Annotated in this window: 18 protein-coding genes; 10 read left to right on the top strand and 8 right to left on the bottom strand. The window is 69.0% G+C overall.

Annotated elements, in window-relative coordinates; translation table 11 throughout:
• Nucleotides 1-42: 42 nt before the first annotated feature.
• Both ilvD and JK358_RS33530 read left to right on the top strand, forming a co-directional pair.
• Nucleotides 43-1,884, top strand: a complete 1,842-nt coding sequence (ilvD, locus tag JK358_RS33535; protein ID WP_201955504.1) for a dihydroxy-acid dehydratase — start codon at nt 43-45, stop codon at nt 1,882-1,884.
• Between the two features lie 17 nt (nt 1,885-1,901).
• Nucleotides 1,902-2,201, top strand: a complete 300-nt coding sequence (locus JK358_RS33530; protein WP_201955503.1) for a hypothetical protein — start codon at nt 1,902-1,904, stop codon at nt 2,199-2,201.
• Between the two features lie 105 nt (nt 2,202-2,306).
• Here JK358_RS33530 and JK358_RS40525 read toward each other — a convergent pair whose 3' ends face one another.
• Entirely contained in the window at nt 2,307-3,281 is a 975-nt protein-coding gene (locus JK358_RS40525) for a DoxX family protein (protein ID WP_307817868.1), read from the bottom strand.
• 184 nt (nt 3,282-3,465) lie between these two features.
• On the opposite strand from JK358_RS40525, the gene JK358_RS33520 reads away from it, so the two are divergent.
• Nucleotides 3,466-4,617, top strand: a complete 1,152-nt coding sequence (locus JK358_RS33520) for a PQQ-dependent sugar dehydrogenase (RefSeq protein WP_201955501.1) — start codon at nt 3,466-3,468, stop codon at nt 4,615-4,617.
• A 54-nt stretch (nt 4,618-4,671) separates the two neighbouring features.
• Here JK358_RS33520 and JK358_RS33515 read toward each other — a convergent pair whose 3' ends face one another.
• From JK358_RS33515 to JK358_RS33495, 5 genes are all read right to left on the bottom strand, one after another.
• Nucleotides 4,672-5,499 carry a MerR family transcriptional regulator gene (locus JK358_RS33515; protein WP_201955499.1) on the bottom strand — a complete coding sequence of 276 codons (828 nt, stop codon included), beginning with the start codon at nt 5,497-5,499 and terminating at the stop codon, nt 4,672-4,674.
• 164 nt (nt 5,500-5,663) lie between these two features.
• The gene (gene gatB, locus JK358_RS33510) at nt 5,664-7,178 is read right to left on the bottom strand and encodes an Asp-tRNA(Asn)/Glu-tRNA(Gln) amidotransferase subunit GatB (RefSeq protein WP_372440779.1); all 1,515 of its coding nucleotides are present in this window, start codon (nt 7,176-7,178) and stop codon (nt 5,664-5,666) included.
• A gap of 44 nt (nt 7,179-7,222) precedes the next feature.
• Entirely contained in the window at nt 7,223-9,718 is a 2,496-nt protein-coding gene (locus tag JK358_RS33505) for an ABC transporter permease (protein ID WP_201955494.1), read from the bottom strand.
• Nucleotides 9,715-10,503, bottom strand: coding sequence for an ABC transporter ATP-binding protein (locus JK358_RS33500; protein ID WP_201955492.1), 789 nt, complete (start codon nt 10,501-10,503; stop codon nt 9,715-9,717). The genes JK358_RS33505 and JK358_RS33500 overlap by 4 nt, the downstream gene beginning before the upstream one ends.
• A gap of 27 nt (nt 10,504-10,530) precedes the next feature.
• Nucleotides 10,531-10,860 (bottom strand): hypothetical protein, encoded by a 330-nt coding sequence (locus tag JK358_RS33495; protein WP_201955490.1) that lies wholly within the window; start codon nt 10,858-10,860, stop codon nt 10,531-10,533.
• 187 nt (nt 10,861-11,047) lie between these two features.
• Between JK358_RS33495 and JK358_RS40520 the strand changes: the two genes are divergently transcribed.
• From JK358_RS40520 to JK358_RS33465, 6 genes are all read left to right on the top strand, one after another.
• A complete protein-coding gene (locus JK358_RS40520) occupies nt 11,048-12,424 on the top strand; it encodes a sensor histidine kinase (RefSeq protein ID WP_201955488.1) in 1,377 nt (458 codons plus the stop codon).
• Complete coding sequence (locus tag JK358_RS33485) at nt 12,421-13,104, top strand: response regulator (protein ID WP_307817867.1); 684 nt, start codon at nt 12,421-12,423, stop codon at nt 13,102-13,104. The genes JK358_RS40520 and JK358_RS33485 overlap by 4 nt, the downstream gene beginning before the upstream one ends.
• 57 nt (nt 13,105-13,161) lie before the next feature.
• Nucleotides 13,162-14,961: a serine/threonine-protein kinase gene (locus JK358_RS33480; protein WP_307817866.1), complete on the top strand. Its 1,800-nt coding sequence runs from the start codon at nt 13,162-13,164 to the stop codon at nt 14,959-14,961.
• Nucleotides 14,951-15,895: a serine hydrolase gene (locus JK358_RS33475; RefSeq protein WP_201955484.1), complete on the top strand. Its 945-nt coding sequence runs from the start codon at nt 14,951-14,953 to the stop codon at nt 15,893-15,895. The genes JK358_RS33480 and JK358_RS33475 overlap by 11 nt, the downstream gene beginning before the upstream one ends.
• A 182-nt stretch (nt 15,896-16,077) precedes the next feature.
• Nucleotides 16,078-16,980 (top strand): serine hydrolase, encoded by a 903-nt coding sequence (locus JK358_RS33470; protein WP_307817865.1) that lies wholly within the window; start codon nt 16,078-16,080, stop codon nt 16,978-16,980.
• 148 nt (nt 16,981-17,128) lie between these two features.
• Nucleotides 17,129-18,160, top strand: coding sequence for an ATP-dependent 6-phosphofructokinase (locus JK358_RS33465; RefSeq protein ID WP_201955482.1), 1,032 nt, complete (start codon nt 17,129-17,131; stop codon nt 18,158-18,160).
• 138 nt (nt 18,161-18,298) lie between these two features.
• Here JK358_RS33465 and JK358_RS33460 read toward each other — a convergent pair whose 3' ends face one another.
• On the bottom strand, nt 18,299-20,473 hold the full coding sequence (locus tag JK358_RS33460) for a SpoIIE family protein phosphatase (RefSeq protein WP_201955480.1): 2,175 nt from the start codon (nt 20,471-20,473) through the stop codon (nt 18,299-18,301).
• 171 nt (nt 20,474-20,644) lie between these two features.
• Nucleotides 20,645-21,040: a nuclear transport factor 2 family protein gene (locus JK358_RS33455; protein WP_201955477.1), complete on the bottom strand. Its 396-nt coding sequence runs from the start codon at nt 21,038-21,040 to the stop codon at nt 20,645-20,647.
• A gap of 141 nt (nt 21,041-21,181) precedes the next feature.
• Between JK358_RS33455 and JK358_RS33450 the strand changes: the two genes are divergently transcribed.
• The gene (locus JK358_RS33450; RefSeq protein ID WP_201955474.1) at nt 21,182-21,811 is read left to right on the top strand and encodes a TetR/AcrR family transcriptional regulator; all 630 of its coding nucleotides are present in this window, start codon (nt 21,182-21,184) and stop codon (nt 21,809-21,811) included.
• Nucleotides 21,812-21,915: the final 104 nt, after the last annotated feature.

Raw genomic sequence — 21,915 nt, 5'->3', positions numbered from 1 at the left:
CCGAACAGCCCCCTGCGACGAGAAATCCGAGGATTCGAACCCATGCCACCGCTTCGCTCACGAACCACGACAGCCGGACGCAATGCCGCGGGCGCTCGCGCGCTCTGGCGGGCCACCGGCCTGACCGACTCCGACTTCGGTAAGCCGATCGTCGCCATCGCGAACTCGTATACGCAGTTCGTGCCGGGCCATGTGCATCTGAAGGACGTCGGCGAGATCGTGGCCGAGGCGGTCCGGGCGGCCGGCGGCGTACCGCGCGAATTCCACACCATCGCGGTTGATGACGGCATCGCGATGGGGCACGGGGGCATGCTGTACTCGCTGCCTTCGCGCGAGATCATCGCCGATTCGGTGGAGTACATGGCCAACGCGCACACCGCTGACGCGCTGGTGTGTATCTCGAACTGCGACAAGATCACCCCCGGCATGCTGAACGCGGCCATGCGGCTGAACATCCCCGCGGTGTTCGTGTCCGGTGGGCCGATGGAGGCCGGTAAGGCCGTGGTCGTGGGCGGTGTGGCGCAGGCCCCGACCGACCTGATCACCGCCATCTCCGCGAGCGCCTCGCCGCACGTGACCGACGACGGGCTCACCGAGGTCGAGCGGTCGGCGTGCCCGACCTGTGGTTCCTGCTCCGGCATGTTCACCGCCAATTCGATGAACTGCCTCACCGAGGCGCTGGGTCTGTCGTTGCCGGGCAACGGCTCGACGCTGGCCACGCATGCCGCGCGGCGGGCGCTGTTCGAGAAGGCCGGTCGCGTGATCGTGGATATCGCCAACCGGTGGTACCGCGACGACGACGCCTCGGTGCTGCCGCGGAATGTGGCCAATGTCAAGGCCTTCCACAACGCCATGGCCCTCGATGTGGCCATGGGCGGTTCCACCAACACCGTGCTGCACACTCTGGCCGCCGCGCAGGAGGGTGAGATCGACTTCGATCTGCAGAGCATCGACGAGATCTCGCGCCGCGTGCCGTGCCTGTCCAAGGTGTCGCCGAACTCCGACTACCACATGGAGGACGTGCACCGCGCCGGCGGCATCCCGGCCATCCTCGGCGAGCTGCGCCGCGGCGGGCTGCTGGAGACCGACGTCACCACCGTGCACACCAAGTCCTTCGACGACTGGCTCGACGACTGGGACATCCGCGGCGGCAAGGCCACCGAGGAGGCCCTCGAGCTGTTCCATGCCGCGCCGGGCGGCGTGCGCACCACCGTGCCGTTCTCGACCGAGAACCGCTGGAGCTCGCTGGACACCGATCAGGAGGGCGGCTGCATCCGCGATGTGCCGCACGCCTACACCGTCGAGGGCGGCCTGTGCGTGCTGCGCGGCAATATCGCCCCGGACGGCGCGATCCTGAAGACCGCGGGCATCGACGAGGACCTGTTCACCTTCGAGGGCCCGGCCGTGGTGGTCGAATCCCAGGAGGCGGCGGTGTCGGCCATCCTCGGCAAGCAGATCAAGCCCGGCGATGTGGTGGTCGTGCGCTACGAGGGTCCGTCGGGCGGCCCGGGCATGCAGGAGATGCTGCACCCCACCGCGTTCCTGAAGGGCGCGGGCCTGGGCAAGGAGTGCGCGCTCATCACCGACGGCCGGTTCTCCGGCGGCACATCGGGCCTGTCCATCGGGCATATCTCGCCCGAGGCGGCCAGCGGCGGCACCATCGGTTTGATCGAGAACGGTGACCGCATTCGCATCGACGTGCACACCCGTGCGCTCGAATTGCTGGTCCCCGAAGAAGTTCTCGCCGAGCGGCGCGCGAAAATGGAAGCGTCCGAACGGCCTTGGCAGCCCGTCGATCGCGTGCGGCCCGTCACCACGGCGCTGCGCGCGTATGCCGCGCTGGCGACCTCGGCCGACAAGGGTGCAGTGCGGCGCGTGCCGTAGATCGAGAAAGTTGGGTTGTGACAATCGAATACATCGGCAAAGCCGACACCATGCTGGCGGAGTACTCGGCGATGCTGGAGCGTAGCGACGCACGCAACGCGCACGCCAAGATCCTGCTGGCCGAGGCCGAGGAGCTCGCCGCCGAATCCAGGGAACTGGAATCGGCCGAGTTCATGGCGGCCCCGGAGGACGCGGCGGCCATCAGCGCCCACCGCGCGGTGCTGGCGCAGCAGATCGACGCGAAGTCCGGCGAGGTGCTGCGGCTGCACCAGGAGACCTACGACGAGTGGCAGCGGTTCACGACCGCCTCCTGGTGAGTTGGTGACAACATGAGTGGCCCGGGTGATCTGACGATCACCCGGGCCGCTTCGTAGCTGGAGGTAGGACGGCCGATGGCTCTGCGCTGAAATCGCCGAGGCGGATCAGAAGGGGCCGACGCCGGTCAGTGGGTTGCCGCCGTGCAGGTAGATGTAGGTGACGATCGCGGCGGCGATGGCGGCGATCAGGGCGGCGATCGAGCCGAGGAAGGGCCTGGTGGCCCAGCCGCGGTTGCGGTCCAGGGAGAGGCGGCCGGGGCCGGTCAGGATGAGAACCGCGGCGATGCCCGCGAGGACCGACTCCAGTTCGAGGGAGTTCTCCTTGGCCTTGTACTGGAAGCCGGAGATCATGCCCTGCTTCCACATCCAGGCGTCGAGGATGACCGCCAGGCAGGCGCCGGCCGCCAGCGGGGTGGCCAGGCCGAGCACGACGAGGATGCCGCCGCCGAGTTCGCCGACGATGAGCAGCGCCGCGGAGATTTCGGGCTGTTTCCACCCGCCGTTCTCCATCATGGCCTTGGTGCCGTCCAGCCCCGGGCCGTGGAACCAGCCGGTGAGCTTCTGCAGGCCGTGGTAGATGAAGGTGCCGCCGATGATCAAGCGCAGCAACAGGAGTCCGAGGTCCAGGGTGCCGCGCCGGTCGTCGCCGCGGCGGCGCAGGCGGCCGGTGGGTTCGGTGGTGGCGGGCGGGGCCGCGGGGATGCTGGCGAAGGAGTACGTCGCGGCGGCGGCCTCGGCGGCGGGGGTCGCGCTCTGCTGGGCCGCGCCCGGAATGGAGTTCTTCAGCTCGGAGTACAGCGGCACGTCCGGATCCAGGCCCAGTTCCTCGTCGGTGCGGGGCGGTTCCTTGGTGAGCTGTGGTTCCTTGATGAGCTGCGGCGCGGTATCCGCGGTCGCGGTGTCGAACTTCGCGGTGTCGACGGCGGTGTTGATGTCGGCGGCGGCGAATTGCTCGGTGGGCGAGTCGAAGGGACTGCGCACCGGTTCGCCCGCTGGGCCGCCCACGGGAGCCGACTCGGGCGATGCGGGCGCATCGCTGCCCGTCGCGTCGGCGGACGGTTCGTTCGGCTTCTGTGTCACGTGGCAAACACTAGGTGCCCCGGGCGTCCGGCACACGACAGTTGGCTGGCGTGTCCACTGTCCGATTCGTGACGAGATGTCCTTCCGAGTCGTGATGCGTGGTTCCCGGCCGATTCCTCACGACATGGCGCGCTGTGCGACCCCGTCCGAGCATGCGCGGCGGGTTTTCCGTAACGTCTGAGCCATGAGTTCGTTCCGAGGCCGAACCGGGGTGCGCGCGGGGACGGTCAGCCTCAGCCTGCTGATCGCCGCGACCGTGCTGGTGACCGGCTGCGCCCGCTTCGACGATTCGGCGTCCGGTCCCTTCACGACCGAACCCACCTGGAAGGACGCGGATTTCGGTCCGGAGAAGCGGCCGTCGACCACCACGGCCAAGCCGGAGGGGCCGTGCATCGACCAGTCCGAGGGCGTGGTCGCCACCTGCCTGGACGTGACCTCGGGCGTGGTCGGGCTGCCGGACGGGACGACCGGTCTGGTGGCCGAGCAGAAGACCGGCGGCATCTTCAAGATCGACACCCAGGATCCGACGCCCATGCCGCCCGCGCATGTCGCGCCGAAGATCGCGCAGCTGGACGTGGACGGCTCCGGTGACGGCGGGCTCGAGGACATCACCCTCTCGCCCACCTACTCCGAGGACGGGCTGATCTACGCCTACCTCACCACGCCCAGCGACAATCGCGTGGTGCGCATCGGCGAGGACGGCGCGGCCAAGCCGGTGCTGACCGGAATCCCCAAGGGCGGCACCGGGAATCACGGCGCCATCGAATTCATCTCCGAGACCGAGATGCTGGTGCTCACCGGCGACGCCGGGGATGCGGGCGGCGCCGCGAATCCGGGGTCGCTGGCGGGCAAGCTGCTGCGGGTCACGCTGTCCCCGGGCGCGCCCACGCAGACCGAGGTCGTCACCTCCGGCATCGCGACCGCCGGGGATGTCTGCATCGGCCCCGGCGGCACGATCTGGGTCACCGACCGCACCCCCGTCGAGGACCGGCTGCGCCGCGTCACCCCGGAGGGCGCGCTCGTCACCGGCTGGACCTGGACCGACCACCCCGGCGTCTCCGGCTGTGTGGCCGGGGCCGACACGGTCTCGGTGGCCATGACCGAGGCCAAGGGCCTGGCCATCGCCGCCGCCGACAAGGACACCCACGCCATCACCGTGGTGCCGAGCCTGCAGTATCAGAACATGTGGGGCCGCCTCAACGGCGCGTCGCCCGGCCCGAGCGGTTCCATCTGGCTGGCGACCATCAACAAGGCCCCCGGCGGCGAGCCCGGCCCCAACGACGACCGCGTCATCCTGGTCGCGCCGTCCGCGCAGAGCGGCAGCGGACCGGACTAGACGAATCAGGCCGCCCCTACGAAAGGGGCGGCCTGAGAGGTTGCACCGCGCGGGCTATGCCTCGCGCGGGCCGATCGGCAGCTGCAGCTCCACGACCCACTCGTCGGAGTCGTGCTCCGGCGGGCAGTGCAGGTACACCTCGCGGATGGGACAGGTTACGGCGTAACCGTTTTCGTCCGCCCACCGTCCGAGCACATCGAAGGCCGGGCCGAGATCGGCGAGCGGCCCGCGGTGCACCATGGTCGCGGCCCGCGGGATGCCCGCAAGCTCCACGACCTCGAAAAGACTTGCGGGCGAAGCGGTTCCGGATACCTGAAGCGCGGCGTGACAGCGCACCCGGTCGCCCAGATCCTCGTAGTAGGCGATGGAGGGCTCGTGCACCACGAGCCCCGATTCCGGCACCAGCTTGTCCAGCCGCTCGAACAGCTCGGTGAGCACCGGCCCGATCGCCTCGTCACCGAAATCGGCTGCGAAATCCGATAATTCAGCCACCCGAGTGGCTTCGACGGATTTGACGATGATCTCGTTGTCGGGCATGACACCCTCCTTCTCGATACGTCGGAGCCTCGCCTCCACGCCGGCCAGCCGCGCATTGTCGGCGGCAAGCTGATTGGCCAGCTGAGCCCTGCGCAACTGCAGCATCCCGCGCATCTGATCGACGGTGAGCCGATCATCCAGCAGCGCCGCGACCTGCTGCAGGGTGAACCCCAGATCCTTCAGCGCGACAATACGATTCAATCGAGCCAGCTGATCCGCCGAGTAGAAGCGGTACCCCGTCGATGGATCCACCTCGACGGGCGTCAACAGCCCGATCTGGTCGTAATGCCGCAGCATCCGCACCGACACCCGGCCGAACCTGGCGAAGTCTCCGATACCAAACATGGCTTACCCGCCTCTCCGTGCCTTCAGCGCCCGGCCAAGTGCCGCCGAGGCCATGTACGCGTGCCGCCGGTTGGGTACCGATCCGAACCTGGCGAAGTCTCCGATAGTGAATGTGACTTCTCCAGGTTCGAGCCTGACACGGTGTGAGAGTCAAGCTCCCGCGGTCAGCCCTCCACGCCGCAGGCGGCGAGCACGAGTTCGCGGACGCGGGCGGCGTCGGCCTGACCGCGGGTGGCCTTCATGACGTCGCCGACGACCTTGCCGGCGGCCTGGACCTTGCCGGAGCGGATCTTCTCGGCGATGTCCGGGTTGGCGGCGAGAGCCTTCTCGACCTCGGTCTGCAGGGCGGAGTCGTCGGAGACCATGCCCAGGCCCTTGGCTTCGACGATCTGCGCGGGCTCGCCCTCACCGGCGAGGACGAAGTCGACGACCTGCTTGGCGACCTTGTTGTTGATGGTCTTGGCCTCGACCAGGGCGGCCACCTCGGCGACCTGCTTGGGGGTGATGGCGAGGTCCTCGAGGGCGACGCCGCGGTCCTTGGCCTTCTCGGTGAGGGAGTTGACCCACCAGGAGCGGGCGGCGTCCACCGACGCGCCCGCGTCCACGGTCGCGATGATCAGATCGAGCGCACCGGCGTTGACCAGGTCGCGGAAGACCTCGTCGGACAGACCCCAGTCGGCCTGGATGCGGGCGCGGCGCAGCCACGGGTACTCGGGGATGGTGGCGCGCAGCGATTCGACCCAGGCGGCGTCGGGCGCGATGGGCTCGAGGTCGGGCTCGGGGAAGTAGCGGTAGTCCTCGGCGGTCTCCTTGGGACGCCCGGCCGAGGTGGTGCCGTCGGTCTCGTGGAAGTGGCGGGTCTCCATGAGGATCTCGCCGCCCGCGGCCAGCACGGCGGCCTGCCGCCGCATCTCGTAGCGCACCGCGACCTCGACGCTGCGCAGCGAGTTCACGTTCTTGGTCTCGGTGCGGGTGCCGAATTCCTTTGCGCCGATGGGCATCAGCGACACGTTGGCATCACACCGCAGCGACCCCTGCTCCATCTTCACATCGGAGACGTCGAGCGACTTGAGCACCTCACGCAGCGCGGTCACATAGGCGCGCGCCACCTCGGGCGCCCGCTCCCCCGCCCCGGTGACGGGCTTGGTGACGATCTCGATCAGCGGCACGCCCGCCCGGTTGTAGTCGAGCAGCGAGTGCGAGGCACCGTGAATACGCCCGGTCGACCCGCCGACGTGCAGCGACTTCCCGGTGTCCTCCTCCATGTGCGCCCGCTCGATATCCACCCGGAAGATCGAGCCGTCGTCGAGCACCACATCCAGGTACCCGTCGGTCGCGATCGGCTCGTCGTACTGGCTGATCTGGTAGTTCTTCGGCTGATCCGGGTAGAAGTAGTTCTTCCGCGCGAACCGCCCCCACGGCGTGATCGAGCAGTTCAGCGCCAGCCCGATCCGGATGGCCGACTCCACCGCCTTCTCGTTCACCACCGGCAGCGACCCCGGCAGGCCGAGGCACACCGGGCACACCTGCGTATTCGGCTCGGCCCCGAATTCGGTCGGGCAGCCACAGAACATCTTCGTGGCGGTGCCCAGCTCGACATGCACCTCCATGCCAAGTACCGGCTCGTACCGGCTGATGACGTCGGAGTAGTCCATCAAGTCGACCGTGGGTGCGCTCATGCGCTCCATCCTATGTAAGGCGTTCACGTGCGCCGAAACCACGGTCAGTCGACGGCCAGGGCCTCCACGATGGGCAGGCGAGCAGCACGGATGGCGGGTGGGATGGAGCCGAGGAGGGACAGGAGCAGGGCTACGGCGGCGTAGACGAGCAGGAGGGGGCCGGGCTCGTAGTGCACGTCGACGCCCACGGCATTGCCCAGGGCGAGGGTTGCCAGGTAATGCACGGCCGCGCCGACGGCCAGGCCCAGGGCCGCGCCGATCAGGCCGATGCCTGCCGCCTCGGCCAGGACGGTGCGGAGCAGGAAACGGCGGCTGGTGCCCATGGCCCGCAGGACGCCGAGTTCGCGGCGGCGTTCCAGGACCGAGAGCATGAGGGTGTTGAGCAGGGCCACGGTGGCGACTATGACGACGATCCAGAGGATGGCGCTGCTGATGGAGGTGCCCTGCTGGACGCTGCCGGAGATGAGAGCGACGGTGGCGGGGCCGGTTTCGACGTGGATATCGGCGGGGACCACCGCGCGCAGGGCCGCGAAGACCTGGTCTTTGTCCGCGCCGGGTTCGAAGTCGACGCCGAGGATGGTTTCACCGGGGCGCTGATACCACTGCTGCATGACGTCGAAGTCCATGACGACCACGCCCGCGATGGCGGAGAAGTACGGGATCACCTGGAGGACTTCGACTGTCCGGACACCGGTCGGGGTGGGCAGGTCCAGGGTCGCGCCGGTCCCGACGCCGAGGGTGCGGGAGACGTCGCGGGAGATGACGACGCCGTCACCGGCGGCCATGCGGCGCAACGTTTCCTGGGTGAGGTCGGCGGTGGCGGCTTGACGGCCCACGCCGGCTTCGAAGGCCTGCAACATGACTCGGCCGCCGCCGACGGTCGCGAAGGCCATCTGGGCGGAGCCCGCGCCTTCCACGCCGGGAATGGCTTCGATCTTGGCCTTCAGGTCCGCGGGAAGCATGGGGCCGGTCGGGAACTGTTCCATACTGGCCGGGCTGACGAACGCCGAGGTGACGCCCATTTCCTCGAAGGTGGCCTGGGCGGAGTCGACCATGTTGCGGGTGGCGTTGCCCATGGCGACCACGGCGGTGACGCCGATCATGACGGTCATGGCGGTGGCCCACACGCGGCGCGGGGCGCGTTCGACGGTGGTCGCGCCGAGTGCGCCGGGTGCGCCGAAAATCCTTGCCACAGCCGCGATTCCGCGCACGATCGGGCCGGTGAGGGCGAAGCACAGCACTACCGCACCGACAATCGAGGTGGAGATTCCGGCCAGCGAGTAGATGCCCCGGTCGGAGGTGGCGATGAGGACCGCGGCCACGATCAGCGTCACGCCGAGCGCGCCGGCGATCCAGCGCACGGCCGGTTTCATGGCGTCCGCGCCGGAGGCTCCGATCGGCGCGAGCGCCTCGATGGGGGCGACCTTGTACACCGCGCGGGCGGCCAGTGCGGAGGCGGCGACGCTGGCGAGCACGCAGGCGGCCACCGCGACCGGCACCGCGTAGCCGGGCACGATGTACTCGGTGCGCGCCTCCACCGATTGCACGATGGCGGCGGGTAGTCGTTCGATGGCGCCGCGGCCCATGATCATGCCGAGCGCCGAGCCGAGCAGGCCGCCGAGCAATCCGAGCAGCGCGGCCTCGGCGAGCAGATCACGCACCATCGGGGTGCGTCGGCCGCCGATGGCGCGCAGCAGCGACAGTGTCGGACGACGTTGTGCCACAGCCATACTCATGGCGTTGTAGATCAGGAAAGCGGACACGATGAGCGCGGCGGCCGAGGAGGCCAGCGTGGAGTAGCGCACCAGCGAGACCGCGCCGCCGCCCGCCTGCGCCCCGCGCAGGCTCGGATCGGCGACCACGGCGCGTCCGGCGACGGCCTCGGTGAGCGCGGAACGCAGTTGCGCCACATCGGTATTCGCGGCGGGCACGATCTGGATGGAGTCCAGCCGCCCGGCCCGCCCGGTGATCTTCTGCGCGGTCGGCAGGGCGGCGATCACCAGGTGCCCGCCGTTGACCCGTTTGATGGTGTCGTCGTCGAGCACGCCCGCGACGGTGGCGGTGATTCCGCCGAGCTGGAACTGCTCACCCTCCTGATAGCCCATCACCGAGCCGACCAGAACACCGTTGGGCGTCAACAGTTTCGTGGCCTGATCGCGCAGGGATCCGTCCAGGTCGCTGCCCAGCGCCGAGACGCTGGTGTCGGCTCCGATGAGCAGCGCCCGGTCGGCGTCCGCGCCGATGGACTGCCGCAGCATCGGCACCGCCGCCTCGACGCCCGCCACCTTCTTGATGTCGCCCAGCAGCGCGGAGTCGAATCCGGCGTCGGTGATGCCGCTGATCTCGAGTTCGGCCTTGCCGCCGAGGGAGTTGGTGAGCCGGTCCACCGAGCCGGTGATGGATCCGGAGATGCTGAACACCGACACCAGCAGGGCGGCGGAGATGGCCATGACGGCCATGGACATGAGGGTGCGGCCGCGGTGCGCGAGCAGTTCGCCGATATTGAACAGCCGCAGGCGATCCCAGCCCGCGCGGATCATGCGCGCACCCCGTCCGACACCGCGCCCTCGGCAGCGGCGGAATCCGCTGCGGTCTCGGCGTCCCTACCCGACTCCACCGGAACCCTGCGGACCTCACCGTTGTCGGTGCGCTCCACGCGCTCGTTGGAGCCGATCTGCCCGTCGCGCAGCGTGATCACGCGATCGCAGTACCGCACCGCCCCCATGTCGTGGGTGACCATGACGACCGAATTGCCCTGGCGCGTAATGTCTCCCAGCAGTTGCAGAATCGCCGCGCCGGTCTTGGAGTCCAGGTTGCCGGTGGGTTCGTCGGCGAGGATCAGCGGCGGATCCATGATGAGCGCCCGCGCCACCGCGACGCGCTGCATCTGCCCGCCCGACAGTTCGGCGGGCCGATGCTCGGCGCGGTCGGAAAGCCCCACCAGGTCCAGCAATTCGAGCGCGCGCGGCTTGGCCTTGCGCAGTCCGGTGCCGTCCAGCAGTTTGGGAATGGCCACGTTCTCCCAGGCCGACAGGGTCGGCAGCAGGTTGAAGAACTGGAAGACGAAACCGACCTGATGCCGCCGGAACTCGGATTGCCGGTCGTCGTCGAGACCACCGATTTCCTTGTCCCGGAAGCGAATCGACCCGAAGTCCGGAGAGTCGAGCGCGCCGAGCAGATGCAGCAGCGTGGATTTCCCCGATCCGGACGGCCCGATGATGGCGGTGAACTCGCCCGCCTCGATGCGCAGGCTGATGCCGTCCAGGGCGCGCACGGACTGCTCGCCGATCCGGTATTCCTTGGTGATGTCGGTCAGTTCCAGCATGGTCGTTCCCCTCGTTGATGTGCCGGATCAGCCGGCCATGGCGCGTGGTCGCGGCCGGCTGTAGATGCGGTCGGTGTCGTGGATGTCGAGGATCGCGCGCAGCGCCGGCTGTTCGGCGGCCAGCTCCTGATGCACTTCGATCATCGATTTGCCCTGTGCGAGTGCGTGATCCAGCTTCACGTTCAGGTGGTTCTCCCACCGGTAGCGCAAGGCCAGCAGCACGCCGTCGACGCCGCCGTAGAGCCGATCGAGCTCCGGCAGATCGTCGAACAGCTTGGGATCAGCGGGATTTCGGGCCGCCCGGTCCAGGACGGCGTGCAGGATATCGGTGCGAGCATGTAGGTCTGCCCAAGACATGGCCCCCAACCTTTCATAGCGTGCCCGGCCGGTTCGGTGCCGGACATCGTCCGATGCCCTCACGCTACGGTCGCGGCAACGGCCTGTCTTCGTGCCGTAGCACCGGCTGTTCCTCCTACCGTGGTAGGAGCGCCACCCCTGCCCCCGCACGATGTACCTCCTCGTGCCGCGCGATTACTCTTGCAGAGTGAACGTGACAAATGCCACCCCTCGGGCAGCCGGGCAGGCGTTGCGTGAGCTGCGCGAAGATATGCGCGGCAGCGGCGAGCGGCTGCGCCGCTTCCTGCGCAATCCGATCGCGGAGTGCCGGCGCAATATCGCGGAGATGCCGTACGACTATCCGGTGGCGGCGATCCTGCTGTTCGACGTCATGCTGCTGGCGGTGGCGATCGCCGGAACCCTGCAGCGCTACCCCTACTTCCCCAGTCCACTGCCGCTGCTGGCGCTGATCACGGCCTATGCGGTCGGACCGGTCTACATCATCTTCGGCTGGCTGATGCGGCCATGGGCCCTGGGCATCGCGACCACCGTGTCCGGAATCCTGTATCTGATACAGCCGGTGAATGTGGACGTCGCCCCGTTCGTGCTCATCGCGGGCGCCGGACAGCTCGCGGCCGTCGCGTCGTCGCGGGTCAGTCTGTCCTTCACCGCCGTGTTCGGGCTGGAACTGCTCTTCTTCCAATCGATCGGTCATCTCGAGGAGGGGGAGATCCTCATGTTCGTCCCCGCCCTGCTGTTCGGCTGGATGGTCGGCCGCATGATGCAGTACCAGCGCAAGGACCTCTATCAGGAGCGCGAGTCGCAGGAGATCCGCGCGACGCACGCCGCCGACGAGGAGCGCCGCCGCATCGCCCGCGAGGTGCACGACGTGATCGCGCATTCGCTGTCCATCACGCTGCTGCATGTGACGGCGGCCCGGCACGCCCTGCAGACCGATCGCGATGTGGACGAGGCCGTGGACGCGCTCGCCGATGCCGAACGACTGGGCCGCCAGGCCATGGCCGATATCCGGCGCACGGTCGGACTGCTGGATCAGCGGCCCTCCAAGCAGACGCCCGAACCCGGGCTCGACGATATCGGGGATCTGGTCGCGGATTTCGTGCGCGCCGGGATGGAGATCGACTACCGGATGGACGGCGACCGGGACCGCGTCACCGCGGCACTGGGTCTGGCCGTCTACCGGGTCAGCCAGGAGTCGCTGGCCAATATCGCCAAGCACGCGCCGGGCGCCAGCGCTCGGGTTCGAATCAAGTTGTGCGCCAAGGACATCACTGTATTGGTGACGAACACCCTGCCGACGGGGGTACTCACCCGGCCGGGCCGGGGTATGGGAATTTCGGGTATGCGCCAGCGGGTTACGCTGCTCGGCGGCACGCTGGTCGCCGGTCAGGGCGGTGACGGCTGGCGGGTGGAGGCACGAATTCCCGTGCACGGCAACACCAGCCAGGCCACCTGTATGGGCCAGGCGGCCGAGGAATCGGTGCGATCGATTGTGCAAACGGTGACCCGCAAATGGCAGGACGAGCGTCCGGGCCCCGGCGGGCAGATCCAGGAGGGTGTGTGACCGCGCAAGCCGACGACGAACTCGTCGACGTTCTGGTGGTGGACGATCAGGAGCTGGTCCGCGGCGGTCTGCGCCGAATCCTGCGCCGCAGAGACGGTTTCGTGGTGAGCGAATGCGCCGACGGCGACGAGGTGCCCGCCGCGCTGGCCGCGAACATGCCCGACGTGGTGCTGATGGATCTGCGCATGAAACGCATCGGCGGCATCGAGGCCACCCGCACCCTGCGCGCCCGCCCGGACGCGCCGCCGGTGCTGGTGCTCACCACCTTCGACGACGATCAACTGCTGTCGGGCGCATTGCGCGCGGGCGCAGCGGGTTTCATTCTCAAGGATTCCCCCGCCGAGGATCTGATCCGCGCGGTGCGCACGGTGGCGGCGGGCGGCTCCTGGCTGGATCCGTCGGTGACGCCGCGCGTGCTGTCGGCCTATCGGTCCGCGCGCCCGCCCGCCCCGGCCGACTCCCGCCTGCCCGAGCTGACCACGCGCGAGCTCGAGGTACTCGAGCTCATCGGCCGCGGCCGCCTCAACGGCGAGATCGCGCAGGCGCTGGGCATCTCCGAGGTGACCGTGAAAAGCCACGTCGGCCACATCTTCGGAAAGCTCGGGTTACGTGATCGCGCCGCCGCGATCGTCTTCGCGTTTGACCACGGCGTTGTTGCACCGGGAGAATCCAATCTCTGAGGTGTGGGACGCAGTTCTTCGCAGCGCTGCCCACCCAGGAGTTGGAGGTTTGACGGGGTGGATGCACCGCCATCGCGGGCCGGGAGCAGGTTCGGGCCGTACGAGTTGCGCTCGCTGCTGGGCAGGGGCGGCATGGGGGAGGTCTACGAGGCGTACGACGCGTCGAAAGACCGTGTCGTCGCCCTGAAGCTGCTACCCGCCGAGCTGGCGCGCGATCCCTCCTATCAGGAGCGATTCCGCCGGGAGTCGCAGGCGGCCGCGCGGCTGGCCGAACCGCACATCATCCCGATCCACGACTGGGGCGAGATCGATGGCGTGCTCTACATCGATATGCGGCTGGTGCGCGGGCAGGATCTGCGCTCGCTGCTCGACGCGCAGGGTCCGATGGATCCGTTGCGCGCCATCGGGATCGTGGAGCAGATCGCGGCCGCGCTGGATGCCGCGCACTACTCGGGTCTCGTGCACCGGGATGTGAAACCCGCCAATATTCTTGTCACTGATGCAGATTTCGCATATCTGGCGGATTTCGGCATCGCGCGCACCGAGGGCGATACCGCCATCACCGTGACCGGGACGGCGGTCGGGTCCTACGCCTACATGGCTCCGGAGCGGTTCGACGCGGGTCCGGTCACCGGGCGCGCGGACCTCTACGCGCTGGCCTGTGTGCTGCACGAATGCGTCACGGGCAATAAGCCGTTCCCGGCACAGAACATGAGCGGGCTTATCCGCGCGCATCTTTCGGAGCCGCCGCCGCGGCCGAGTATGCAGCGCGGCGGAATTCCGATCGCACTCGACGCCATCGTGGCGCGGGCGATGGCCAAGGACCCCAACGCCCGCTTCTACACCGCCGGTGAGTTCGCCCGCGCCGCACGCACGGCCCTCACCGGCGGCCCGGTGACCGCACCGCCCACCGAGGTGATCCGGCCGGGCCGCACGGTACCGCCCATGCCGGGTACGCCAGGGCAGCAGCCGCTGCCGGGCGCGCCAGGGCAGCCGCCCCGGCCGGGTTCGGCGACGCAGCCGCCCCTGCCGGGTACGCACGGCGTCGGCAATACCGATCCGACTGTGCTGCAACCGAATACCGGAAACTATCCGCCGGTGACCACGACCGGGACCTTCCGGGCAGTCGCGCCGCAGGCCGATCCGGAGCCGTCCTCGGAGCTGCCGGTGATCCTGCCGACCGATCCGACCACGGTGCGGGTCAGCGATTTCCACTACACGCCGCTGCCGCAGTCGGCGCAGCCCGCGCAGCCGCAGCAGCCGATGTGGGGGCATGCGACCCCGCAGCAGGACTTCCCGTACGCGCCCGCGCCCGATCCCTCGCTGTATCCGACCTCGGAGCATCAGCGGGTGGATCCGGCTCCCCCGCCCGCCAGGCGGCCGCGCCGCAAGTCGATGGCGGGTCCGCTGGCCATCGGCGTGCTGGTGGTGGCGCTGGCCGCCATCGCCGGTGCGGTAGGTTGGCAAGTCCTCGCGCCCTCCGGCAACGAATCACCGAATACGACGGTGGCGCAGGACGATACGACGATCAAACTGCCACTGTCACAACCGAACACTACGACGCCCCCGGCGCAGACCACAGTCCAGCTGCCGGTGGGCGCTACGCCGTGTCCGGCGGTGTATCCGTCCACCAACGGTTTCACCGTCTCCGCGATCGGAAGTACTGTTACCAGTTGTCCTTTCGCGGAAGAAGTGCGCCGCGCCTATGCCGCCGCCAGTGGCGGGCAGCAGGGCGCGTCGGCGAGTGTTGTGGCGGTCAGCCCGGTCACCGGCCGGGCTTACACGATGAATTGCACTGCTGCAGGCAAATTGGTCACCTGCATCGGTGGTGAGAACGCGGTGGTGTATGTCTACTGACCCTATTCCGGCCTGTCGCAAGGCCATTGCTCGCGCTGTCACGGCGGCGACACTGCTCGCGGTCTCCGCGTGCGGTCTCGACTCCGGCGGTTCGGGCGCGCCCGCGGCGGATCCGAATGCGATCGTTCCGGTCGCGGAGGCCGGGCAGGGCATCTCCATGCTCGCACCCAACCTGCCCGAGCTGTTCGGTCTGCCGCAAACCGCAGGCATCGCAGCGGATTTCGCCGATCTGCAGGCCGGAATGGAGGGCCGGATCGGCCTGGCGTTCATGCCCGTCGGCGGCAGCGAGATCACCCAGCTGGGTGACTGGACCACCGGGATCGCCTGGTCCACCATCAAGGTGCCGCTGGCGCTGGCGGCACTGCGCCACGATCCGACGGGGATGCGCTCGCTCGCCGAGGCCGCCATCACCTATTCGGACAACGATGCGGCCCAGACGCTCTGGAACTCCCTGGGTTCGGACAACGAGGCCGCGGACGCGGTGCAGGAGATCCTGCACGAGGCCGGAGACGACACCACCGATATCGGCGGGCGGCACACGCACCTGGCACAGCTCGGCAACGACGATCTGATCGCCTTCGGCGCCACGGATTGGGCACTGTCCGACCAGGTTCGCTTCGCGGCCGCCCTGCCGTGCATGCCGCGCGCCAACTCGGTCATCTCGCTCATGAGCGAGATCACGCCCAGCCAGAGCTGGGGTCTGGGCCGGTTGTTCGGTACCGAGTTCAAGGGCGGCTGGGGACCCGACGACGACACCGGCTTCTACACCGTGCGCCAGTTCGGGCTGGTGCCGACGCTGGCCGGTCCGGTCGCGGTCGCGCTGGCGGCCGAGCCCGCCTCCGGTTCCTTCGAGGACGCCACCGACATGCTGGATCGCATGGCCCTGCTATTGGCCGATCATCTGCAGGACCTACGCGGCGGTATCTGCGACTGAACCCGCTGTCCCGCACGGATTTCGCGGCACATATCGGACAGCACCCGCGAAAAATGGCCATACGCACCGCGTTTGACCCCGACGCCGGAACCCATAACAATCCATGCGAATTGACGGGTTTCAGGTGTGTCCGCTAGGAACAGGGACTTACCGGCATCCGGGGACATTTGGAGGTAGACGGGGTGGACGCACCGTTTTCGCGGGCCGCTGCCCGGAGGCGACTAACACGCGCGGCCGCCTGCGGCGCGGTGGCGCTGCTGGTGGGCGCACTCGCCGGATGCGGTAGCCAGCCGCCCCTGGAACCGGACGCGCCCGCCGCCGCGGGCACCACCACCGGCGGCCCCGGCACCGTCGTCGCGCTGCCCGGCACGCTCGCCGGCGATTTCGTGAACGAGCTGCTGCCCACGCTGAACGGCGAGGTCGGCCTGGCCATGGTGGCGGTCGGCGGGGATCGCATCACGCCCTTCGGCAATTGGAGTACCGGCCCGGCCTGGTCGACCATCAAGGTGCCGCTGACACTGGCCGCGCTGCGGGAGAACTCGGGGTACACCGGATCGGCCAACTCCGCCATTACCAACTCCGACAATTCGGCCGCGGATATGCTCTGGCAGTCGCTCGGCACGCCCGATGTCGCGGCGCAGGCCGTGGAAGCGGTGCTGCGCGAGGGCGGGGACGCTGTCACCAAGGTGCCGTCCACCCGGACGCGCGCGGAGTATTCGCCCTTCGGGCAAGCCAATTGGTCGCTGTCGGATCAGCTGCGGTTCGCCTCGAAACTGCCGTGCCTGCCACAGGCGGATTCCGTCACCGGACTCATGGGCAAGATCAGCTACGGGCAGCGGTGGGGACTGGGGACCCTCGACGGCGCCGAGTTCAAGGGCGGCTGGGGTCCCGACATCAACGGCAAGTACCTGGTGCGCCAGTTCGGCCTGATTCCCGCACCGGGCGGACAGGTCGCCATCGCGATTGCCGCCCAGCCCTCTTCGGGCTCCTTCGACGAGGGCACCGTCATGCTCACCAAGGTGGCCACGCTGATCAGCGAACACCTCGACGAACTGCGCGGCGGCAGCTGCAACGGGTCGCACTGACAGGGCGACCCGGGACAACGGATCTCGTAAGGGCCGGGGACCCCGGAATCGGGCTGGCACCCGACCGCGGACATGCGTGCGGAACCGGCAACGGCGGGGAAACCGGGCGCTAATGTCACGGCTGGGCGGGACTGGCAAGATGGTGGCCATGCGTATCGGAGTTCTGACCGGAGGCGGGGACTGCCCAGGCCTGAATGCCGTGATCCGTGCCGTCGTTCGCACCGCGAACGGGCGCTGGGGGGACGCGATCGTCGGCTTCCAGGACGGCTGGCGCGGCCTACTCGAGGATCGCAAGATCCAGATCCTCAACAACGACCGCACCGACCGCCTGCTCACCAAGGGCGGCACCATGCTCGGCACCGCCCGCACCAACCCGGACGTGCTGCGCGAGGGGCTCCCCCGCATCAAGCAGACCCTCGACGACAACGGCATCGACGCCCTCATCCCGATCGGCGGCGAGGGCACGCTCACCGCGGCCAGCTGGCTCGCCGACGAAGGCGTGCCGGTGGTCGGCGTGCCGAAGACCATCGACAACGACATCGACTGCACCGACACCACTTTCGGCCACGACACCGCGGTCTCCATCGCCACCGAGGCCATCGACCGGCTGCACACCACCGCCGAATCGCATCAGCGCGTCATGCTGGTCGAGGTGATGGGCCGCCACGCCGGTTGGATCGCCATCAACTCCGGTATCGCCTCCGGCGCGCACCTGACCCTGGTGCCCGAGGTGCCCTTCGACGTGGACGAAGTCTGCGCCATGGTGAAACGCCGCTTCCAGCGCGGAGATTCGCACTTCATCTGCGTGGTCGCCGAAGGCGCGCACCCGGATCCGAAATCCATGACGCTGCGCGACGGCGGCATCGACGAATTCGGCCATGTCCGCTTCACCGGCGTCGCCCAGCAGCTCGCCCCCGAGATCGAACGGCGTATCGGCAAGGAGGTCCGTGTGACCGTCCTGGGCCACGTCCAGCGCGGCGGCACCCCGACCCCCTACGACCGAGTCCTGGCCACCCGCTTCGGAGTTCACGCCGCCGAGGCCGTGCACGCCGGGCAGTTCGGCCAGATGGTCGCCCTGCACGGCAACGACATCGCCCTGGTCCCGCTGTCGGAGGCCACCAAGCAATTGAAGCTGGTCCCCCAGGACCGCTACCGCGAGGCCGCCGCCTTCTTCGGCTGAGCCACAGTCACTGAGCCACACGGCAATTCGGGCTCCGCACCTCGGTGCGGGGCCCGAATTCCACTGCGCGGCAGCCCACTTCCCCGACGCGGTTCATCGCCGCGGCGCGAGGACCGGATCTTGCGGTGCGGCCGGGTGTCAGCGGCGCGCGTCGATGCTCGGCAGGTGTGAAAGGCCAACCAGCGCAAGGACTGTGTGGGCGAGGCTGTCCGGGGCGGCGATCAGGGTGAGGCGCTGCTGGTGGGCGGCCATCTGTTCGCGGAGATTGTGCAGGGCGCGCACGCCGACGCTGGCGAGCAGGGTGGCCTCGGTGAGATCGACGGTCAGGTCGAGGACGCCGCCGCGGCAGGCGGTGAGCATGCGGCGGGAGAACTCCTCGACGGTGGTGACATCGATCGGACCGCGCACCGACAGCAGCGGCTGGGTGGCGAGCGTATCGACCACGGTGGTGAAGACCGGGCGCTCACCGTTGGGCACCGGCACGGCGACGGTGTCGGAGGCCAGCATGGCCAGCCGGTGCAGGCGATGCCGCAGCGTCACCACCGTGCCCCGGGAGCCGCGCGGGTCGGCGGCATCCTGCGGCGGATGAGCCACCCGCAGTTCGTCGACGAGTTGCTCGACCACCACCAGGCCCAGCCCCCGGGAGGTGTCGACCGGATCCGGCTCCCGCCAGCGGCCCTGGTCGATCACCCGGACCTGGAGCACGCCATCCTCGAGCAGACCGGCCTCGACCCGCACCGGGCCCGGCCGCCCGGGGCGGTACGCGTGCTCGACGGCATTGGTCACCACCTCGTCGACGGCCAGCTCCAGGGTGGAGCGGGTGTCGTCCAGGACGCCGAATTCGTCCAGCCAGTCGGAGAATTCGTGCCGGGTCCGCGAGACGCCCGCGTAGCCGTCGTCCAGATCCACCACCAGCGCCGCGGCCGGAGCGGTCAGGCGCTGCGCCGCGAGGGTGGTGACATCGTCGTCGTAGCCGCGGCGGGTGAGCAGCTCCACGGTCAGCTGGCACACCCGCTCGGCCGGGGTCGGCGCGGCCCCACGCGGAAACACCCGGTTCGCCGCCGCGTCCGCGGCCACCTGCGCCAGCTCGGCCAAACCGTCGGACAGCGGGCGGCCCGGCCGCTCCACCAATCCATCGCTGTAGAGCAGCACCGTCTCCCCGACGGCCAAGGTGTCCGAGATCAGCAGCGGTTTGGCCCCCGCTCCGGCCCGCCCGCCCACGCCGGACGCGGCCCCCGTGCCGATGAGCCCGCCCACGCCCGACAGCGCGCCGAACCCGAAGCGGCTCTCCCCCTTGATTTTCGGGACGTACCCCAGCGGGCCGCGCACGCCGGGCCGCGCATCGGGCCCGAACCAGCTGTCCCACCGCGGTTTCGCGCCGAGACCGAGGGGGCCGTCGCCGGTGGGCTCCAGGAAGCGGGCAGCCCCGCCGGCGCCGACGATCAGCGGTGGCGGATGCCCGAGGGTCGCGTACCGGAAGCCGCCGCCGATCGGATCGAGGACCACCACCGCGAGGGTCGCCGCACGCAGGGCGGGGTCGGCGGCCGCGTACGAATCCGCCCGCGCCAGAGCGGTTTCCACGTCGGGGGCGCTGATCAGGGCTTCGTCGAGAACGGCGCGCAGCCGGCCCATGGCCGCCGATGCGGCCACCCCGTGGCCGACCACGTCGCCGACGATGAGGGCGACCCAGCCGTCGGGCAGGACGACGGCGTCGAACCAGTCCCCGCCCGCCGCCTGATCCCGCCCCGCGACGAGGTAGCGGGCGGCGATATGGGTGCCGGGCAGGATCGGAAGGCCCCGGGGCAGCAGGGCGTTCTGCAGTTCGGCCACGACATCGCGCACGGCCCGATAGCGCTGTTCGGCCTCCGCGGCGCGCCGTTGCTCGGCTTGGCGCTGCCGCACCCGCGCGGTGACGTCGATGGCGGCCACGAGCAGCCCGGTGATCTCGCCGCGCCCGGTCGATTTCGGCGTGACCATGAAGTCCACGAAGACTTCCTCGAGTATGCCGGTGCCCGAGCGATCCACCTGTACCCGCCACTCGCGCGCGGCCTCCGGCTCGCCTGTGGTGTAGACGCGGTCGAGCACGGCGAACACCTGCTGCCCCGCGGCTTCGGGCACCACTTCGCGGATCGGCCTGCCGAGAAGTTCGGTTCTGCCGGTCATCTTCCGGAAGGCCGCGTTGACCGCCGTGCACGTGTGGTCCGGCCCCTCGAGGCCGAACAGCATGAACGGCATGGCCTCGAAAACCTCGCGCACGACCCGCGCGTCCCCGATGCGCGAGGTCGGCGAGTCGTTGTCCGCGTGGCCGGCCACGCCGACCTCCTCACCTCGATTCAGAGCCCCCGCGCTCTGCCGGTTTCCTCCTCAAAGCGTAGGCGAGATGGTGGTGTCACATGCCGGGAAATCCGATGCGGACGGCTCGGGCCCGCGTATACACGCGGGCCCGATGTCCGATTCGGGTTGTATGCCGTATTTACTGCCTGCTCAGGCGATCTCGGCCGGTGCGGACATGGCGGCCTGCATGGCCACGCCGTCCACATAGGAGTGCTTCTCCTTGACCGCGCCGTTCTCCACGAACACCACATCGGCGAGATCGACATCGACGGCCGCGCCGGTGATCGACGTGCCCGTGAGGTTCCACTGCACGACCCAGAAATCCTCGCCCACACGCAGATTCACCAGCGCGAACTTCAGGTCCGGTACGAGGGCGAAGGTTTCGGCGGCGGCCGCCCGGATCTCCTCGCGCCCGCGGGCGGGTTCCCGGCCGGAGTGCAGGTGGAAAACCGAGTCGGGGGTGTGCAATTCGACGATGCGGTCGGGCGCGTGGTCGGCCCAGCAGGCGTGATAGCGCTCGAAGAGTTCCCTGGTGCTTTCGGACATGATGCGAAGTCTTTCCAAGAGACGATAATCAAGATACAAACAGGTTGACTGTATGTTCCTGCTCGATTGTCGCACGAAGCCCGCGCCGAAATGCCTCGAATCGCAGCCGGATTCGTATCTGCCCTAGACTTCGACGTCGCCATGAACGCTGACCGCCGCACCCAAGCCGAACGCTCTGCCTCCACCCGCACCGCGGTGATCCGCGCGGCGCGAGATCTGTTCGGGCACCACGGATACGGCGCGGTGAGCACGATCGCGGTGGCCGAGGCGGCGGGAGTCAGCCGGGGCGCGCTCTACCACCAGTTCAGCGAGAAGCGGGAGCTGTTCGAGGCGGTCTTCGAGGACCTGGAGCAGAGCCTGGTGCAGGTGATCGGCTCCGCCGTCGCCGCCGCGCGGGCCGCCGATCCGCTGGAGAGCCTGACCGTCGGCTGCCTGGCCTGGCTGCAGGCCTCGACCGCCCCGGAGGTCCGGCGCATCGCACTGCTGGACGGCCCGGCGGTGCTGGGCTGGAAACGCTGGCGCGAGATCGAGTTACGGCACACCATCGGGTTGGTGGAGAACGCGCTGACGGGAGCCATCGCGGCGGGGCGCATCCGCCGCCAGCCCGTGCGGCCGCTGGCGCTGGTGCTGGTGGGCGCACTCGACGAGGCCGCCCAGTACCTGGCGAACTCCGATGAGACCGAGGCCGATACCGCCGCCCTGCGCGCGGTCATCGAGCAGCTCATCTCGGGGCTGGCCCTGGATCCTGGCAGAAGTAACAAACTGGACTGACCTGTCCAACAATATGAACCGCCCGAGTTTGTGCACCGGACAAATTTTCCACTTTGTCTGAGACAATTCTTGTTCGCAGTAATATGGGCTGTCTACCGTTGATG

Origin of the sequence: Nocardia acididurans, assembly GCF_016741815.1 — a bacterium.
Lineage (GTDB): Bacteria > Actinomycetota > Actinomycetes > Mycobacteriales > Mycobacteriaceae > Nocardia > Nocardia acididurans.
The sequence above is the reverse complement of the archived record's forward strand: the minus strand, read 5'-3'. Positions and strand labels throughout refer to the sequence as shown.

Coding starts and splice junctions, on each gene's coding strand:
- JK358_RS33475 (WP_201955484.1), top strand. CDS start 14,951: ATGTCTACTGACCCTATTCCGGCCTGTCGCAAGGCCATTGCTCGCGCT.
- JK358_RS33495 (WP_201955490.1), bottom strand. CDS start 10,860: ATGTCTTGGGCAGACCTACATGCTCGCACCGATATCCTGCACGCCGTC.
- gatB (WP_372440779.1), bottom strand. CDS start 7,178: ATGAGCGCACCCACGGTCGACTTGATGGACTACTCCGACGTCATCAGC.
- JK358_RS33455 (WP_201955477.1), bottom strand. CDS start 21,040: ATGTCCGAAAGCACCAGGGAACTCTTCGAGCGCTATCACGCCTGCTGG.
- JK358_RS33500 (WP_201955492.1), bottom strand. CDS start 10,503: ATGCTGGAACTGACCGACATCACCAAGGAATACCGGATCGGCGAGCAG.
- ilvD (WP_201955504.1), top strand. CDS start 43: ATGCCACCGCTTCGCTCACGAACCACGACAGCCGGACGCAATGCCGCG.
- JK358_RS33450 (WP_201955474.1), top strand. CDS start 21,182: ATGAACGCTGACCGCCGCACCCAAGCCGAACGCTCTGCCTCCACCCGC.
- JK358_RS33515 (WP_201955499.1), bottom strand. CDS start 5,499: ATGTTTGGTATCGGAGACTTCGCCAGGTTCGGCCGGGTGTCGGTGCGG.
- JK358_RS33505 (WP_201955494.1), bottom strand. CDS start 9,718: ATGATCCGCGCGGGCTGGGATCGCCTGCGGCTGTTCAATATCGGCGAA.
- JK358_RS33465 (WP_201955482.1), top strand. CDS start 17,129: ATGCGTATCGGAGTTCTGACCGGAGGCGGGGACTGCCCAGGCCTGAAT.
- JK358_RS33520 (WP_201955501.1), top strand. CDS start 3,466: ATGAGTTCGTTCCGAGGCCGAACCGGGGTGCGCGCGGGGACGGTCAGC.